General features: G+C 69.2%; 18 protein-coding genes. 8 read left to right on the forward strand and 10 right to left on the reverse strand.

Going from position 1 to position 15,293, the window contains the following annotated elements:
• The first annotated feature begins 6 nt into the window (after positions 1-6).
• From radA to O9344_RS10285, 5 genes are all read left to right on the forward strand, one after another.
• A complete protein-coding gene (gene radA, locus O9344_RS10265; protein WP_298476165.1) occupies positions 7-1,434 on the forward strand; it encodes a DNA repair protein RadA in 1,428 nt (475 codons plus the stop codon).
• Positions 1,435-1,452: 18 nt separating this feature from the next.
• Positions 1,453-2,115, forward strand: coding sequence for a DUF502 domain-containing protein (locus O9344_RS10270; RefSeq protein WP_298476168.1), 663 nt, complete (start codon positions 1,453-1,455; stop codon positions 2,113-2,115).
• 122 nt (positions 2,116-2,237) lie between these two features.
• Positions 2,238-2,849 carry a CvpA family protein gene (locus O9344_RS10275; protein ID WP_298476171.1) on the forward strand — a complete coding sequence of 204 codons (612 nt, stop codon included), beginning with the start codon at positions 2,238-2,240 and terminating at the stop codon, positions 2,847-2,849.
• A gap of 135 nt (positions 2,850-2,984) precedes the next feature.
• Positions 2,985-4,487 carry an amidophosphoribosyltransferase gene (gene purF / locus O9344_RS10280; RefSeq protein WP_298476174.1) on the forward strand — a complete coding sequence of 501 codons (1,503 nt, stop codon included), beginning with the start codon at positions 2,985-2,987 and terminating at the stop codon, positions 4,485-4,487.
• A 19-nt stretch (positions 4,488-4,506) separates the two neighbouring features.
• The gene (locus O9344_RS10285; RefSeq protein ID WP_298476177.1) at positions 4,507-5,253 is read left to right on the forward strand and encodes an SDR family NAD(P)-dependent oxidoreductase; all 747 of its coding nucleotides are present in this window, start codon (positions 4,507-4,509) and stop codon (positions 5,251-5,253) included.
• A gap of 25 nt (positions 5,254-5,278) precedes the next feature.
• Here the strand turns inward: O9344_RS10285 and O9344_RS10290 are convergent, their stop codons facing one another.
• A complete protein-coding gene (locus O9344_RS10290) occupies positions 5,279-5,698 on the reverse strand; it encodes a helix-turn-helix domain-containing protein (RefSeq protein ID WP_298476181.1) in 420 nt (139 codons plus the stop codon).
• A 102-nt stretch (positions 5,699-5,800) separates the two neighbouring features.
• On the opposite strand from O9344_RS10290, the gene O9344_RS10295 reads away from it, so the two are divergent.
• Positions 5,801-6,412 carry an NAD(P)-dependent oxidoreductase gene (locus O9344_RS10295; RefSeq protein WP_298476184.1) on the forward strand — a complete coding sequence of 204 codons (612 nt, stop codon included), beginning with the start codon at positions 5,801-5,803 and terminating at the stop codon, positions 6,410-6,412.
• Between the two features lie 31 nt (positions 6,413-6,443).
• On the opposite strand, the gene der is transcribed toward O9344_RS10295, so the two are convergent.
• From der to O9344_RS10310, 3 genes are read right to left on the reverse strand one after another with little or no spacing between them, the layout of a single operon-like run.
• Positions 6,444-7,847: a ribosome biogenesis GTPase Der gene (gene der, locus O9344_RS10300; protein ID WP_298476187.1), complete on the reverse strand. Its 1,404-nt coding sequence runs from the start codon at positions 7,845-7,847 to the stop codon at positions 6,444-6,446.
• A 10-nt stretch (positions 7,848-7,857) separates the two neighbouring features.
• Complete coding sequence (locus O9344_RS10305; protein ID WP_298476190.1) at positions 7,858-8,118, reverse strand: hypothetical protein; 261 nt, start codon at positions 8,116-8,118, stop codon at positions 7,858-7,860.
• Positions 8,119-8,138: 20 nt separating this feature from the next.
• Positions 8,139-8,786, reverse strand: coding sequence for a tetratricopeptide repeat protein (locus O9344_RS10310; RefSeq protein ID WP_298476193.1), 648 nt, complete (start codon positions 8,784-8,786; stop codon positions 8,139-8,141).
• Positions 8,787-9,134: 348 nt separating this feature from the next.
• Here O9344_RS10310 and O9344_RS10315 point away from each other — a divergent pair, with 348 nt between their 5' ends.
• Both O9344_RS10315 and O9344_RS10320 read left to right on the forward strand, forming a co-directional pair.
• Positions 9,135-9,608: a hypothetical protein gene (locus O9344_RS10315; RefSeq protein ID WP_298476196.1), complete on the forward strand. Its 474-nt coding sequence runs from the start codon at positions 9,135-9,137 to the stop codon at positions 9,606-9,608.
• 88 nt (positions 9,609-9,696) lie between these two features.
• Complete coding sequence (locus O9344_RS10320; RefSeq protein WP_298476198.1) at positions 9,697-10,212, forward strand: hypothetical protein; 516 nt, start codon at positions 9,697-9,699, stop codon at positions 10,210-10,212.
• Here O9344_RS10320 and O9344_RS10325 read toward each other — a convergent pair.
• The 6 genes from O9344_RS10325 to O9344_RS10350 form a co-directional block, all read right to left on the reverse strand.
• Complete coding sequence (locus O9344_RS10325; RefSeq protein ID WP_298476201.1) at positions 10,199-10,588, reverse strand: arsenate reductase; 390 nt, start codon at positions 10,586-10,588, stop codon at positions 10,199-10,201. The genes O9344_RS10320 and O9344_RS10325 overlap by 14 nt on opposite strands.
• Positions 10,589-10,591: 3 nt before the next feature.
• Complete coding sequence (locus O9344_RS10330; RefSeq protein WP_298476204.1) at positions 10,592-11,428, reverse strand: CPBP family intramembrane glutamic endopeptidase; 837 nt, start codon at positions 11,426-11,428, stop codon at positions 10,592-10,594.
• Between the two features lie 157 nt (positions 11,429-11,585).
• Positions 11,586-11,813: a hypothetical protein gene (locus O9344_RS10335; RefSeq protein WP_298476207.1), complete on the reverse strand. Its 228-nt coding sequence runs from the start codon at positions 11,811-11,813 to the stop codon at positions 11,586-11,588.
• Positions 11,814-11,844: 31 nt separating this feature from the next.
• Positions 11,845-13,398 carry a glutamine-hydrolyzing GMP synthase gene (guaA, locus tag O9344_RS10340; RefSeq protein ID WP_298476210.1) on the reverse strand — a complete coding sequence of 518 codons (1,554 nt, stop codon included), beginning with the start codon at positions 13,396-13,398 and terminating at the stop codon, positions 11,845-11,847.
• A 77-nt stretch (positions 13,399-13,475) separates the two neighbouring features.
• Entirely contained in the window at positions 13,476-13,937 is a 462-nt protein-coding gene (locus tag O9344_RS10345; protein ID WP_298476212.1) for a CAP domain-containing protein, read from the reverse strand.
• On the reverse strand, positions 13,934-15,238 hold the full coding sequence (locus O9344_RS10350) for an RsmB/NOP family class I SAM-dependent RNA methyltransferase (RefSeq protein WP_298476215.1): 1,305 nt from the start codon (positions 15,236-15,238) through the stop codon (positions 13,934-13,936). Before O9344_RS10350 ends, O9344_RS10345 begins: the two co-directional genes overlap by 4 nt.
• Between the last annotated feature and the right edge of the window lie 55 nt (positions 15,239-15,293).

Genomic DNA, 15,293 nt, shown 5'->3' on the forward strand with positions numbered 1-15,293 from the left:
GGCACCATGGCCCGCACCACCACCACCTATGTCTGCCAGTCCTGTGGCGCCACCTACGGGCGCTGGCAGGGCAAGTGCGAGAGCTGCGGCGGCTGGAACACCATCGCCGAGGAGAGCGTGGCAGCGACCGGCGTCGGCGGCGCGCCGGTCAAGGGCGGTGCCAAGGCGGGCAAGGGCCGTGGCCGGGCCTTCGCCCTTGCCGGGCTCGACGGGATGAATGACCAGGCCCCCCGCACCGAAACGCAGGTCGGCGAACTCGACCGCGTCTTCGGCGGCGGCCTCGTCAAGGGCTCAGTGATCCTCATTGGCGGCGATCCCGGCATCGGCAAGTCGACCCTGCTTATCCAGGCCTCGGCGCGGCTCGCGCGCATGGGCCACCGGGTCGTCTATATCTCGGGCGAAGAGGCGGTCGGCCAGGTGCGGCTTCGCGCCGAGCGCCTCGGCCTCACCGCCTCGCCGGTGGAACTCGCCGCCGAGACCAATGTGGAGGACATCGTCGCGACGCTCTCCGAAGGCCCGGTGCCGCGGCTCGTCGTCATCGATTCCATCCAGACCATGTGGACCGACACGGTGGAGAGCGCGCCGGGCACGGTGAGCCAGGTGCGCTCGGCGGCGCAGGTGCTCATCCGCTTCGCCAAGAAGGCGGGATCGGCGGTCATCCTTGTCGGCCATGTCACCAAGGACGGGCAGATCGCCGGCCCGCGCGTCGTCGAACACATGGTCGATGCGGTGATGAGCTTCGAGGGCGAAGGCGGCCACCATTTCCGCATCCTGCGTGCGGTGAAGAACCGCTTCGGCCCGACCGACGAGATCGGCGTCTTCGAAATGACCGGCAAGGGCCTGCGCGAGGTGCCGAACCCCTCCGAACTGTTCCTCGCCGGTCGCGACCTCGGCGCGCCGGGAACAGCCGTCTTTGCCGGCATGGAAGGCACGCGCCCCGTCCTCGTGGAGATCCAGGCGCTGGTCGCCCCGTCCACCCTCGGCACGCCGCGGCGCGCCGTGGTCGGCTGGGATCCGGCGCGGCTGTCCATGGTGCTCGCCGTGCTCGACGCCCATTGCGGCGTGAGGCTCGGCGGCCACGACGTCTATCTTAACGTCGCCGGTGGCCTGCGCATCGCAGAACCGGCCGCCGACCTTGCCGTCGCCGCGGCCCTCGTCTCCTCGCTCAGCGGCGCGGTGCTCCCGGCGGACGCCGCCTATTTCGGCGAGGTGAGCCTGTCGGGCGCGGTGCGACCCGTGGCGCAGGCCGCCGCCCGCCTCAAGGAAGCCAAGAAGCTCGGCTTCACCAAGGCCGTCGTGCCGGAGATCGCGCGTGGCGAGACGGTCGAGCCCGGCCTGTCGGTGCAGGCGGTGACGAACCTGTCGACCCTCGTCGCTGATATCGCGGCCTCGGGCGTTGCACGGGGCAAGCCGGGATCGCCGGGCGACGACTGAACGCGAGGGGGTAATCGGATGAGGCGGGTGTTTCTCGCAGGCGTGCTGCTGCTCCTGCCGCTGGCGGTTACGGCCTTCGTGGTCGGCTGGTCGGTGAGCTTCATCTACGGCTTCGTCGGGCCGGGCACGGTGGTCGGCCGCTTCCTCACCTCGCTCGGTCTCGGCTTCTCGTCCTCCTCGCTCGCCGCCTATCTCATCGGCATCCTCATGGTGGTGGCGCTGATCTATCTGCTCGGCCTCATCGCCATCGTGCTGCAGGAGCGCCTGCAGAACGCGCTGGACCGGGTGATGCGGCGCATCCCGCTTGTCGGCACGGTCTATGACCTCTCGCGCCGCTTCGTCTCGATGGTTGACCGCAAGGATGCCGACGGGCTGAAGAGCATGAGCCCGGTCTGGTGCTTCTTCGGCGGCGGCCGCGACGGCGCGGCGGTGCTCGCGCTCCTCACCTCCCACCAGCCGGTCCTGGTCGGCGAGGCGCGCTATCTTGGCGTCCTCGTGCCGACGGCTCCGGTGCCGATCGGCGGCGGGCTCATCTACGTGCCGGAGGACTGGGTGAGCGATGCCGAGATTGGCATGGACCAGCTCATGAGCATCTATGTCTCCATGGGCGTGACGCCGCCAAAGGACATCGCGGTGCCAGCCAGCCGCGTTCCCTCCACGCCAGGCGCACAGAGGGGTTGATGAGGGTATCCCGCGATCCCTGACGGGGTGACGCGGGCGCACTGCCTCGCTATAAGCGCGGTGTCGCGCAGCCGGTCACCCGATTCAGGCACGCCCCACGACGCATTCCGGAGCCGAACTCGATGCCGGTCACCTATCTCGACATCGGCCTTACCGTGATCATGCTGATCTCGGCGCTCCTGGCGATGGTCCGCGGTTTCGTCCGCGAGGTCCTGTCCATTGCGTCCTGGGCGCTGGCCGCTCTCTCGACCTGGTACGCGTATCCGCGTCTCCTGCCCATCGCGCAGACGCAGGTGTCGAACGAGCTCATCGCCAAGGCCATCGTCATCGCCGGTGTCTTCCTCACCGTGCTGGTCGTGGTCTCGCTCATCACCATCAAGATTTCCGATGCCATCCTCGACTCGAAGATCGGTGTCCTCGACCGCACCCTCGGTTTCCTGTTCGGCCTCGCCCGCGGCCTCGTCATCGTCGTCGTGGCCTTCGCCTTCTTCACCTGGCTGGTGCCGACCAATGGCCGTCCGGATTGGGTGACCCGCGCCAAGTCCTACGCTCTCCTGGAACAGGTGAAGGACGCGCTGATCGCCCAGCTGCCACAGGACATCGAGGGATCGGATATCCTCAGGCGCCTCAATCGTCCGGCGCCTGGCGCTCCGGGAACGCCGCCTGCGGCCGGGGCCGCGCCGGCGACGCCGCCGGCCTCGCCGGCACCGGGGGCTGCGCCCGCGAGGCCCTGAGGCGGAGCCATTTTAACCAGCGGACCTTGTATCCGCGCATGGTCGCCGTGCATGGGGTGGATCTATCGTTCCGGCGCATCGGCCCGCATATGAGCGACGGGCCGACGACCTCGGCCTGCCAACGATGAGGATGCGATGACGCGTTCACTCGAGGTCCGCCACCACGATGCGGACGGCCAGTTCGACGACGACCTGGGGCTCGATCTCGACAGCGACCGGCTGCACGAGGAATGCGGCGTATTCGGCGTGTTCGACCACCCGGACGCCGCCGCCCTCACCGCGCTCGGCCTCCACGCCCTGCAGCATCGCGGCCAGGAGGCGGCGGGCATCGTCTCCTTCGACAGTGCGCGCTTCCATTCCGAGCGGCGCATGGGCCTCGTCGGCGACAATTTCTCCCGCCGCGAGGTGATCGAGCGCCTGCCCGGCAACTCGGCCATTGGCCACACCCGCTATTCGACAACCGGCGAGACGATCCTGCGCAACGTGCAGCCGCTGTTCGCCGAGCTGGAGACCGGCGGCTTCGCCGTCTGCCACAACGGCAATCTCACCAACGGCCTGACGCTGCGCCGTCGCCTGATCGCCGACGGCGCCATCTACCAGGCGACGTCGGACACCGAGGTGATCCTGCACCTCGTCGCCCGCTCGCGGCGCAACCGCTTCGTCGATCGCTTCATCGACGCGCTCGGCCAGATCGAGGGCGGCTATGCCTTTGTCGGCATGACCAACAAGAAGATGATCGGCGCTCGCGACCCGCTGGGCATTCGCCCGCTGGTCATCGGCGAGCTCAACGGCAAGTTCATCCTCACCTCCGAGACGGTCGCGCTCGACATCATCGGCGCGCGCTTCGTGCGCGAGGTGGAGAACGGCGAGATCGTCGTCATCGACGACAAGGGCCTGGAATCGATCAAGCCCTTCCCGCCCCGCCGCAAGCGGCCCTGCATCTTCGAATATGTCTATTTCGCCCGGCCCGACTCCATTGTCGACGGGCAGAACGTCTACGGCCTGCGCAAGAAGATTGGCGCGATCCTCGCCGAGGAGAGCAATGTCGATGCCGACGTCATCGTGCCGGTGCCGGATTCCGGCGTGCCGGCGGCGATCGGCTATGCCCAGGCCTCGGGCATCCCCTACGAGCTCGGCATCATCCGCAACCACTATGTCGGCCGCACCTTCATCCAGCCGACCCAGTCGGTGCGCGAACTCGGCGTGCGGCTGAAGCATTCGGCCAATCGCGCGGTGATCGAGGGCAAGCGCCTCGTGCTCGTGGATGATTCCATCGTGCGCGGCACGACCTCGCGCAAGATCGTGCAGATGATGCGGGACGCCGGCGCCAGCGAGGTGCATTTCCGCATCGCTTCGCCGCCGATCAAGTTCCCGGACTATTACGGCATCGACATGCCCGACCAGGACAAGCTGCTGGCCGCCCAGATGTCGATCGAGGACATGCGCGCCTATCTTGGCGTCGACTCGCTTGCCTTCATCTCCATCGATGGGCTTTACCGCGCCCTCGGCGAGCCGGGCCGCGACGCCGCCCAGCCGCAATACACCGACCATTACTTCACCGGCGACTATCCGACAGCCATCACCGACCTGGTCGGCGAAGGCGCCAAGCAGCTCTCGCTGCTGGCGGAAGCCAGCTGACGCGAACGGACCGACACCCATGACCGACAAGCCTTTCGCCGGGCGCATCGCCTGCGTCACCGGCGCCTCGCGCGGCATCGGCCGTGCCACTGCCCTGGCACTGGCCGCCGGCGGCGCCCAGATGGTCGCGGTCGCCCGCACCCAGGGCGGCCTCGAATCGCTCGACGACGCCATCCGCCAGGCGGGCGGCCTGCCGGCGACCCTCGTGCCGCTCGACATCCGCGACGGCGACGGGATCGACAGGCTCGGCCTCGCCATCCACGAGCGCTGGGGACGGCTCGACGTGCTGGTGGCCAACGGCGCCATTCTCGGTCCGATCTCGCCGCTCGGCCATGTGGTGCCGAAGGACTGGGACCAGATCGTCGCCGTGAACGTCACGGCGCAGTGGCGCCTGATCCGCTCCTTCGACCCGCTGCTCCAGGCATCCGATGCCGGCCGCGCCGTCTTCGTGACCTCGGGCGCGGCGACCAAGTGCCGGCCCTTCTGGGGCCCCTACTCGACCACAAAGGCGGCGCTCGATGCGCTCGCCCGCACCTATGCGGCGGAAAGCGAGACGACGGCGGTGAAAGCCAACCTGTTCAATCCCGGCCCGATCCGCACCACCATGCGGGCGCAGGCCATGCCTGGCGAGGATCCGCAGACGCTGGAGCCGCCGGAAGCGGCCGCCGAGGCCATCGTCGCCATGTGCCGCGCAGAGGTGACGGAGAACGGCCGACTTTACGACTTCCCGGCCCGCAGCTGGAAGAGCTTCCGCGACCCGGCGTGAGCAAAGGTGGGGGCGCAAGCTGCCTCTACGCCTCGCGCCCGGCTTCGGCGTCGTAGCGCGACTGTGCCGCCTCGACGGCGGCAATGTGGGTCTCGGCCCAGACCCGCAGCGCGTCTACGGCCTGGTGCAGCGTCCGTCCCAGCGGCGTGATTGAATATTCCACCGTCACCGGCACGGTCGGAATGACCTTGCGCGACACCAACCCATCGCGTTCCAGGCTTTTCAGCGTCTGCGACAGCATCTTCTGCGACACGCCGCCGATCATCCGCCTCAGGACGTTGAAGCGCTTGGTGCCATCGGCCAGCAGGATGAGGATGAGCACCGCCCATTTGTCGCCGACACGGTCGAGAACCCGTCGGGTGGGGCAATCCGCGGCGAAGACGTCGGGCGGCAGATCCTTTGGCAAGGGCTGCGGCGGCAGTTCGATGATGCGGGGCTCGCCCATGGTTCCCTCCGCGTGACCACGTGACCCGAAAGTGCCTTCTTTCGCATGTGATCACCAGTAGCTATCTGGTCTCCATTGGTAACTACCACAAGGAGACCATCCATGAAAGTCGCTCTTCTCGGCGCCTCCGGCATGATCGGATCGCGCATCCTCAGCGAGCTCTCGTCCCGCGGCCATCAGGTGACGGCGCTGGCTCGCGACACCGCCAAGATCGCCGCCCTGCCCGGCGTCACGGCGAAGGCCGTCGACGCCTTCGATGGCAAGGCCCTTGCCGCCGCCTATGCCGGCCACGACGTGGTCATCTCGTCGGTGCACTACCTTGCCTCCGACGCCGACACGCTGATCGGTGCAGCCAAGGCCTCGGGCGTTCCGCGCTATCTGGTGGTCGGCGGCGCCGGCTCCCTCGAAGTGGCGCCGGGCGTGAAGCTCTTCGACACGCCGCAGTTTCCGGACCTCTACCTCAAGGAGGCGAAGGCCGGCGGCGTCTTCCTCGACAAACTGAAGGCGGAGCCGACGCTGAACTGGACCTTCCTGTCGCCTGCGGCCCTCATCCAGCCGGGCGAGCGCACCGGCCGGTTCCGCCTCGGCGGCGACCAGTTCTTCGTCGACGCCGCGGGCAACAGCGCCATCTCGGCGGAAGACTACGCCATCGCGCTGGTGGACGAACTCGAGACGCCGAAGCACGCCCGCAAGCGGTTCTCCGTGGCCTACTGAGCCCATCGGCGGGGGCGCTATGGCGCCCCCGTCAGCGGATCTTGCGGCCCGTCTCGGCGTAGGGATTGTCCGTCTTCTTCAGATGGAAGCGGATCGGCGTGCCGTGGAGATCGAAGCTCTCGCGCAGCCCGTTGACGAGATAGCGCAGATAGCTCTCGGGTAGCGCCTCGGGGCGCGAGCAGAAGGTGACGAAGGTCGGCGGGCGCACCTTCGCCTGTGTCATGTAGCGCAGCTTGATGCGGCGGCCGGAGACGGCCGGCGGCGGATGGTGGTCCACGGTTTCCTGTAGCCAGCGCACCAGCGTGTTGGTGGAGATGCGCTTCTGCCATGGCACGCGGGCATCAAGGATCGCCTGCATCACCCGGTCGAGACCCTGGCCGGTGGCGGCGGAATTGGCGACAACCGGGCAGCCCTTGATCTGCGGCAGCCAGTGGTCGGTCTCCTCGCGGAGCTTGGCCGCCTTGCCGCCCTTGTGGGGCACAAGGTCCCATTTGGTGAAAGCGAGAACGACCGCCCTGCCCTCCTTGGCGGCGAGATCGGCGATGCGCAGGTCCTGGTCCTCGAATGGCTTCTCGGCGTCCATGCAGACGACGACCACTTCGGCGAAGCGGATGGCGCGCAGTGCGTCGGCCACTGACAGCTTCTCAAGCTTGTCCTCGATGCGGGCGCGCTTCCTCAGGCCCGCCGTGTCGACGAGGCGGAACTTGCGGCCCCCCCACTCCCAGTCCACAGCGATGGCGTCACGGGTGATGCCGGCCTCGGGGCCGGTGAGCAGGCGGTCCTCGCCGATCAGCGCATTGACGAGGGTCGACTTGCCGGCATTCGGACGACCGACGATGGCGACGGGAATCGGCTTCGACAGATCCTCCGGCGGCGCCTCCTGGTCGCCGGCGGGGATGCTGTCATCCTCGTCGTCCTCCGGCTCGTCGTCGAAGACCGGCGGCGGCATGAGGGCGGCGAGCGCCTCGTAGAGTTCGTTCAGGCCCTCGCCGTGCTCGGCGGAGAGCGGCACGGGATCGCCGAGGCCAAGGGAGAAGGCCTCGTAGGCGCCGGCCATGCCGACCTTCCCCTCGCTCTTGTTGGCAGCGAGGATGACCGGCTTGCCGGACTTGCGCACCATCTCGGCAAAGGTCTGGTCGTCGGGAGTGAGGCCCATGCGGGCATCGACCATGAACAGGATCGCGTCGGCGAGGCGGATCGCCTCCTCCGTCTGGGCGCGCATGCGGCTCTCAAGGCTGCCCTCGCGGCTGTCCTCGAGGCCTGCCGTGTCGATGATGGTGAAGGCGACATCGCCGAGGCTGGCATCGCCCTCGCGGCGGTCGCGGGTCACGCCCGGCCGATCGTCGACCAGCGCGATCCGCTGGCCCACGAGACGGTTGAACAGCGTCGACTTGCCGACATTGGGCCGGCCGACGATAGCGAGCGTGAAGGACATGGGCTGGCGTTCAGCGGCCGCGGGCGGGCGGCTGGGCCGGCGGCGGCTCGGCCGGCACGGCGCCGGGCGAGTTCGCGGGCTGCTGGACGGAGCGGTCGATGCCGGGGACGCCCTCGGGGAAGACCGGGCGGCGGTCGCCGGGCAGCGGCGCCTGGCGGCGTTCGAACATGGAGGGGATGTCCTGGAGAGACTCGCAGCCGGCCAGCATGAGGCCGAGGCCGCCGAGGGCGGCGGTGCGCAGGACGAGGCGACGGTCGGGGCGGAGGGTCATCGCAAAATTCCGTTGATCGCTCAGCTGCCACTGGCAGGGAAGACGGTGGACATCAGGTCGGCCCGGCCGCGCACGCCTTGCGGCGTCTCGCGGTCGTCCTGGATTGCCTTGATCCAGCGCTCAGCACCGGCCCGGTCGCCGGCCTTGAGGGCGGCAAGCGCCAGGATCTCGCGCGCCGAATGGCGGAAGGCGCCATCGGCACCGGCGAGCGGCTCGGCGCGGCGGACGAGGTCGGCGGCGGGAGCCGTGTCGACGAGGAGATAGGCGGCGCGCAGGCGGGCGAGGTCCTGCATCAGCGGGCCGATGCCGGCATCGGCAGCAAGGGCGTCATAGGCCGAGACAGCCGCCGCCTTGTCGCGGGTGGCAAGCTCGGTCGCCTGCCGGAAGCGGGCCAGGATGCGATAGCCGCCCGGCGCCTCGGCGGCGAGGCTGCTGAACTGGGACGTCGCGTCCGGGCTGTTGTCACGCGAGAGCCTCAGCGCCGCCTCGAACCTGGCGCCCGCCGCGGCCGAGCGTTCGGCCTGGAGATGGTCGTAGAAGCGCCAGCCTCCGACGACGAGCACGACCGATACGGCGGCGCCGACGATGATCACCCAGTTCTTCTGCCAGAAGGCCTCGAACCGCGCCCGGCGCAGGTCCTCTTCCACTTCGTCGAAAATATCGGCCATGGTCTCAATCCAGCTCCGCGCCCAAGGGATCGCGCGAGCCCCCGTCAGAAGCGGCGGAACCTATCAACTCCCCCTGTCGGACGCAAACGCGGCGGGGGTGAGGCAGAGGGCTTATGGACGGCTCGCCGATCCGTCCACAGGGGGCGGGACAATTTGCCTCCGCTCCGCATCTGCGCCACATTTGGCGCGCATAGGCTTCGGGGACTTCATCGCCATAGCCGCTTGCCTGGTCTCGCGCCGGGCCCGGCGGCCCCATTCGCATCGCGTGCCATTGGTCGAATGAATCAGGTTCAAGCAGCCCAACACGCCGCCGAGACCGCCGCCCCAGCCGGCGATGCCGCGCTCGGCATGAGCTACGATCCCGCCACCGAACGCGCCGTGGCGCGACGGTTGCGCGGGGCACGATGGCGACGCCTCGCCTTCTTCGTCTCCGCGATCGCCGTGGCCGCCGCCGCCGCCGCTGCCTTCACCCACGCCCATCGCGACACGGTCGCGGCCTTCGTCCCGCCGCCTGCCCCACCAGCTCCCATCGCCTCCCCCGCACCGGCCGCTCCGTCGCTTGCCTCCAGCACCTCGCGCCCGGTCACGCTGCCGGGCGATGCTGCCGATCCCAACAAGGTCCAGGCGCGCATCGTCGTCCCCGCCGATCCAGAGCCCGCCGCCGCGCCGATCCAGATGCAGGCGCCGCCCGCGACCGCTCGCATGATCCCCCTCTCGACGGCAGTGCCGGCCGAGGCCCCCCGGGTCGAAGACAGCACGCCGCCCGCCGCAGCCCTCGGCTTCGCGCCGCTGCCGCCGCCGCGCCCGTCCCGCGCTCCCTGACATCGGCGAAACATCGCGGGCGCCCCGCGCGGCAACGCCGCAATGGCGCGCGTCTATCCGTGGCTCCCAGGTCAATGGGAGTTCAGCGATGCGCGTCTTCACATGGGCTCTGGTCTGGGGGCTGATCGGCCTCGTCAGCGGCTATGTCGCCACCGTGGCCATCGGCATCGTTCTCTTCGATATCTTCCAAGTCTCGCAGCGCGAAGGCGCCGCCGCCATGGGGCTTGCCTTCGTCATCGGGCCCTTCGTTGCCTGCATCATCGCCCTCGCCGCAGCCACGACGGCGGCCCTCGTCGTGGCACGGCGCGATAGGCTGCGGGACGGCGGGCAGTTGTCGCCGGCCCGGCCGTGGGGCCGGGGGCCGCGCACACTGATCGGCGCCATCCTCGGCGTGGTCGGCGGCTACGGGGCAGCGCTCCTCATGCTCGCGGGCTTCTACGCGCTGCGCGGATCGCCCTATTTCAGCAGCTATGCCTGGGCCTATGCCGCCGCCTGGGCGCCGATCATCGCAGCGGCGCTGGGCGGTGGGTTCGGCGTTTGGCTTGCCTTGAGGTCACGCCCGAAAGGGCCGGACGACGCCGTCGGACCACTCAGCCGGGGTTGAAGGCCCTGGCATAGAGATCGGGCTTGAAGCCGATCATCACCGCGCCGCCGGTCTCCACCACCGGACGCTTCACCAGCGTCGGATTGGCGAGGATCAGCGCCGCCGCGCGGTCGCGGTCGAGGCCTGTGCGCTCTGTCTCCGGCAGGGCCCGGAAGGAGGTCCCCGCGCGGTTCAGCACCGCCTCCCAGCCGAGCGCATCGAGCCAGCCGTTCAGCCGCGCCGCATCGAGCCCATCCTTGCGGAAGTCGTGGAAGCGGTAGGCCACGCCATTCTCGTCCAGCCAGACGCGCGCCTTGCGGACGGTGTCGCAGGTGGTGATGCCGTAGAGGGTGCGGTGGCGGCTGACATGAGGGCTCCGGGGCGGAAGCGCCCGCAAGGATCACGGCTGCCGCGGCGCTGTCCAGGGGGGTGGGATGATCCGGCCGCGGCGAACCGCCACGACGATCATCGCGATGCCGACGGCCGAGCAGGTCACCAGCGCGACAAGAGACGCCTCGACCCCGAACGTGCCGCCGGTGAGCCAGTCCGGCCCCTGCATGGTCGAGCGGGCGAGCCCGGCGGGTGCCGCCTGGTTGCCCGAAACGATACCGGACCAGACGGACCCTTGCGTGTAGTTCCAGGCGGCGTGGAGGCCGATGCCGAGCCAGAGCCGACCGGTCAGGAGATAGGTCGCCACGAGCAGGATCCCGGCCCAAAGCGAGATCGAGAGGATGCCCTGCATCGTCGCCGAATCGTTCTCGAGGTGAACGAAGCCGAAGACGACGGAGGACAGGACGAGCGCGATCCAGGTTCCGAACCAGCGCTCCGCGAGGCGGAACACGCCGCCGCGGAACACCAGTTCCTCGAAGACGCCAGTGGCGATGGGCGCGGCGAGGCCGGGCAGCAGCATGGACCAGGCGTTGAGGCCCTGCAGCCGGTAGATGCCGAGGGCCATCAGCACGAGGATGCAGGCAGTGTAGAGGCCGAAGCCGAGGAGAAGCCCAAGCCCCAGTTCGCGGGCGGCGGGGCCGAGGGCGAGTTCGTCGACCGGCCGGTTCTCGGCTGTGCGGACGATGCTCGCATAGATCGCCAGCATCATGATGCCGGAGACGACGGAGGCCGCGGCGCCCTGGACCGGCCCCTGCGTGAAGGAGGCGCGGAAGAAGAAGCCGGAGAGATAGAGGTAGGTCAGCGCCACGTAGAGGATCGCCAGGACGACAGGCGGCGATCCCAACACGCGCCGCCACCACGGTCCGTTGTCAGCCGTGCCCGCTGCCATCGCCATGTCTCATGCCCCGTACCGCCATCGCGGGCAGCCTAGGCGGGCGGCAGCCTCTCACAAGCTGGGCGAAGTCCTCATGGGCTGAAGGCGGGCCCACCGATGGCCCTCGCCGTCAGGCCAGGGTCTCCAGATAGGCCTCGACCTCGTCGAGGTCGGCGGAGAAGAGATAGCCCTGGTCGCCGAGCACGATGGTCATGGTCTCGGCATCGCGGAGCATGTAGCCGCCATGCGCCAGAACCCGCTTGTCCGGCTTCTGCGCCGTCATCAGATGCAGGCCGTAGCGGACACAGACGCGCTTGATCCGGCGCTCGCGGGACGGGATCGACCCCTTCTGGCTCATGGGCGCGTGCCCGCGGCGATCACGAGGCGCCTCACTCCCACTCGATCGTGCCCGGCGGCTTCGAGGTGACGTCGTAGACGACCCGGTTGATGCCACGCACCTCGTTGATGATGCGGGTCGCGGCGCGGCCGAGGAAGTTCATGTCGAAGGGGTAGAAGTCGGCGGTCATGCCGTCGACCGAGGTGACGGCCCGCAGGGCGCAGACATGGTCATAGGTGCGCCCGTCGCCCATCACGCCGACAGTGCGGACGGGGAGCAACACGGCGAAGGCCTGCCAGATCGTGTCGTAGAGGCCCGCCTTGCGGATCTCGTCGAGATAGATGGCGTCGGCCTTCCTCAGGATGTCGAGCTTCTCGCGGGTGATCTCGCCGGGGATGCGGATGGCGAGGCCAGGACCGGGGAAGGGATGGCGACCGACGAAGCTGTCGGGAAGTCCGAGCTCGCGGCCAAGCGCCCGGACCTCGTCCTTGAACAGCTCGCGCAGCGGCTCGACGAGCTTCATGTTCATGCGCTCGGGCAGGCCGCCGACATTGTGGTGGCTCTTGATGGTGACCGAGGGCCCGCCGGTGAAGGAGACGCTCTCGATCACATCCGGATAGAGCGTGCCCTGGGCCAGAAACTCCGCCCCGCCGATGGCCTTGGCCTCCTTCTCGAAGACCTCGATGAAGAGGCGGCCGATCGTCTTGCGCTTGGTCTCGGGATCGGTGACGTCGGCGAGCTGGCCGAGGAAGAGGTCGGAGGCGTCCACATGGACGAGCGGGATGTTGTAGTGGCCGCGGAACAGGTCGACGACCTCGCTCGCCTCGTTCTGGCGCATCAGGCCGTGGTCGACGAAGACGCAGGTGAGCTGGTCGCCGATGGCCTCGTGGATAAGCACCGCCGCGACGGAGGAATCGACACCGCCCGACAGGCCGCAGATCACCTTGCCCTTGCCGACCTGGGCGCGGATTTTGGCGATCATCTCCTGGCGATAGGCCGACATGGTCCAGTCGGACTTCGCCCCTGCGATCTTGTGGACGAAGTTCTGGATCAGCTTCGCCCCGTCCGGCGTATGGACCACCTCGGGGTGGAACTGGACGGCGTAGTAGTTGCGGCTCTCATCGGCGATGGCGGCGTAAGGGGCGTTGTCCGAGGTCGCGACCACCTCGAAACCGTCGGGCAGGCGGGTGACGCGGTCGCCGTGGCTCATCCAGACCTGATGACGGGTGCCCGGCTCCCAGACGCCGTCAAAGAGCTTGGTCGGCTTCTGCACCTCAAGGAAGGCGCGGCCGAACTCGCGGTGGTGACCAGCCTCCACCTTGCCGCCCAGCTGCTCAGCCATGGTCTGCTCGCCATAGCAGATGCCGAAGATCGGCAGCTTCTCGTCGAAGATCAGCTGCGGTGCGCGGGGCGAGAAGTCCTCGGTCACCGAGGCGGGGCCGCCGGAGAGGATGACGCCCTTCGGCTTCATCTTGCGATAGGCGGCTTCCGCCGACTGGAAGGGGTGGATCTCGCAATAGACGCCGGCCTCGCGGACGCGACGGGCGATGAGCTGGGTCACCTGCGAGCCGAAGTCGATGATCAGGATGGAGTCGTGCTGGGTCATCGCCTTGCGTTACGACCATGCCGCAAACGGCGCAAGTCCGGGATTTCAGCCGTCAACACGGGAATGGCAGCAGGACGTCAGGGGGCGAGGACCAGAGCCCAGTAGGGGCGCATGCCCGGCGCCACGGCGCGGGCCAGGCCCATGCGGCCATGCGGCTTCACCAGATTGGCGTCGTGGGCCGGCGAGGCGCGCCACGCCGCCACCGCCTCGGCGACGGTCTCATAGCCCCAGCCGATGTTTTCCGAGGCGCGCGGGAGCCCATGGCGCCGCATGCGGGCGGTATAGCCCTCGCCGAGGTCGTGGGAGAGCAGGTCCACGCCTGCCATGGCGCGGGCATGTTCGGCGGCGACGGCATTGAGGCTGGCATCGACGCGCAGCGCGGCGAGGCCGCGGCTAGCGCGATAGGCATTGATGAGGCGCGCTGCGGTAGCCGCCTCCCGCGTCGAGACGCGTGCGACCGGCTGAGCCTCAGCGAGGGCCGGCGCAAGGCCGATCGCAGCTGCCAGGACGAGGCGGCGGGAGAGCTGCCGGTCACTCACCGGGATCGTTCCAGCACGGCGCAGTAGAAACCGTCCGTGCCTGTCCTGAGTGGCGAGAGTTGCAGGCCGAGGCCGGCGGGAGAGACGAGGTCGTCGCGCTCCGAAAGGGTGTCGGGGGCGAGGGCCAGAAGCTCACGCGGATCAACGCTCGCAAAGCCGGGATGGCGCTCAAGGAAGGCCGTGACGCGCGCATCGTTCTCGCGCGGCAAGACGGAACAGGTGATGTAGCCGATGCGGCCGCCCTTCTTCACCAGCTTGGCCGCGCGGTCGAGCACGAGGTCCTGTTCCTTCATGCGCTCGTCCAGCGCGCCGGGGCGCACCCGCCACTTGGTGTCGGGATTGCGCCGCCAGGTGCCGATGCCGGTGCAGGGAGCATCGACAAGGACGAGGTCGATCTTGCCGGCGAGATCGGCCAGCGGCTCGTCGCCCCTGCCCTTCGGCGTGCGCACCTGCACGTTCCGGACGCCCGCGCGGGTCAGGCGGTCGTGGATAGGGGCAAGACGCCGGGCATCGGCGTCGGTGGCAAAGACCTGGCCGGAATTGTCCATGAGCGCGGCGAGCTCAAGCGTCTTCCCGCCGCCGCCGGCGCAGAGGTCGACGACCTGCATGCCCGGCGCGACGCCGACCAGCGCGGCAACGACCTGCGAGCCCTCGTCCTGGATTTCAAACAGGCCCTTGAGGAATTCCGGCGTCACCTGGAGCGTCGGTCCACGGCCATCCTCGCCGGCGGAGAAGCGCAGACCCGTTGGCGCGTGGGGCGTCGGTTCGGGGGACAGGTGCGCAAGGAGCGGCTGGAGGCGGGCGCGCTCGGTCTTCAGCGTGTTGGTGCGGATGTCGATTGGCGCGCGGGCGGCCAGCGCCTGCATCTCCTCGACGATCCGGTCGCCAAAGGCGGCGGCGAGGTCATCGGACAGCCAGTCGGGGAAATCGCCGGCGACGTGGGCGGGCGCGTCCGCAAGATCGGGATGGGCGAGGCGACGGGCCTCCTCCTCCGACAGGGGTTCGGGGGCAAAGCGATCGCCGGTGCAGAGCGCAGCGATCGCGGCCGCGTCGAGCCCTCGCGCCAGGACAAGGCTGCCGAGCAGGACGGCGCGCGGGCTTCCATCGCCCATCACATGGGCGGCGGAGGCGCGGCGGCGCAGCGCGTCATAGACGAGGCTGGCGATGGCGGCGCGGTCCTTCGACCCGGCGAAGCGATGGGACAGGCCCCAGTCCTTCAGCGCGTCGGGCGCAGGACGGCGGCGGGCCTCGATATCGGCGAGAACCTCGATGGCGGCGGACAGGCGGGCGGAGGGTGTCACGGCGTCTCCAGGACGGGAGCGGACCCGCCAAGGCCCGTGCTGTTAGACCGGCAGA

Source organism: Phreatobacter sp. (assembly GCF_027532945.1).
GTDB lineage: Bacteria > Pseudomonadota > Alphaproteobacteria > Rhizobiales > Phreatobacteraceae > Phreatobacter.

Coding starts and splice junctions, on each gene's coding strand:
- O9344_RS10305 (WP_298476190.1), bottom strand. CDS start 8,118: ATGACCCTCCGCCCCGACCGTCGCCTCGTCCTGCGCACCGCCGCCCTC.
- radA (WP_298476165.1), top strand. CDS start 7: ATGGCCCGCACCACCACCACCTATGTCTGCCAGTCCTGTGGCGCCACC.
- guaA (WP_298476210.1), bottom strand. CDS start 13,398: ATGACCCAGCACGACTCCATCCTGATCATCGACTTCGGCTCGCAGGTG.
- der (WP_298476187.1), bottom strand. CDS start 7,847: ATGTCCTTCACGCTCGCTATCGTCGGCCGGCCCAATGTCGGCAAGTCG.
- O9344_RS10285 (WP_298476177.1), top strand. CDS start 4,507: ATGACCGACAAGCCTTTCGCCGGGCGCATCGCCTGCGTCACCGGCGCC.
- O9344_RS10270 (WP_298476168.1), top strand. CDS start 1,453: ATGAGGCGGGTGTTTCTCGCAGGCGTGCTGCTGCTCCTGCCGCTGGCG.
- O9344_RS10290 (WP_298476181.1), bottom strand. CDS start 5,698: ATGGGCGAGCCCCGCATCATCGAACTGCCGCCGCAGCCCTTGCCAAAG.
- purF (WP_298476174.1), top strand. CDS start 2,985: ATGACGCGTTCACTCGAGGTCCGCCACCACGATGCGGACGGCCAGTTC.
- O9344_RS10335 (WP_298476207.1), bottom strand. CDS start 11,813: ATGAGCCAGAAGGGGTCGATCCCGTCCCGCGAGCGCCGGATCAAGCGC.
- O9344_RS10310 (WP_298476193.1), bottom strand. CDS start 8,786: ATGGCCGATATTTTCGACGAAGTGGAAGAGGACCTGCGCCGGGCGCGG.
- O9344_RS10275 (WP_298476171.1), top strand. CDS start 2,238: ATGCCGGTCACCTATCTCGACATCGGCCTTACCGTGATCATGCTGATC.
- O9344_RS10295 (WP_298476184.1), top strand. CDS start 5,801: ATGAAAGTCGCTCTTCTCGGCGCCTCCGGCATGATCGGATCGCGCATC.
- O9344_RS10315 (WP_298476196.1), top strand. CDS start 9,135: ATGAGCTACGATCCCGCCACCGAACGCGCCGTGGCGCGACGGTTGCGC.
- O9344_RS10320 (WP_298476198.1), top strand. CDS start 9,697: ATGCGCGTCTTCACATGGGCTCTGGTCTGGGGGCTGATCGGCCTCGTC.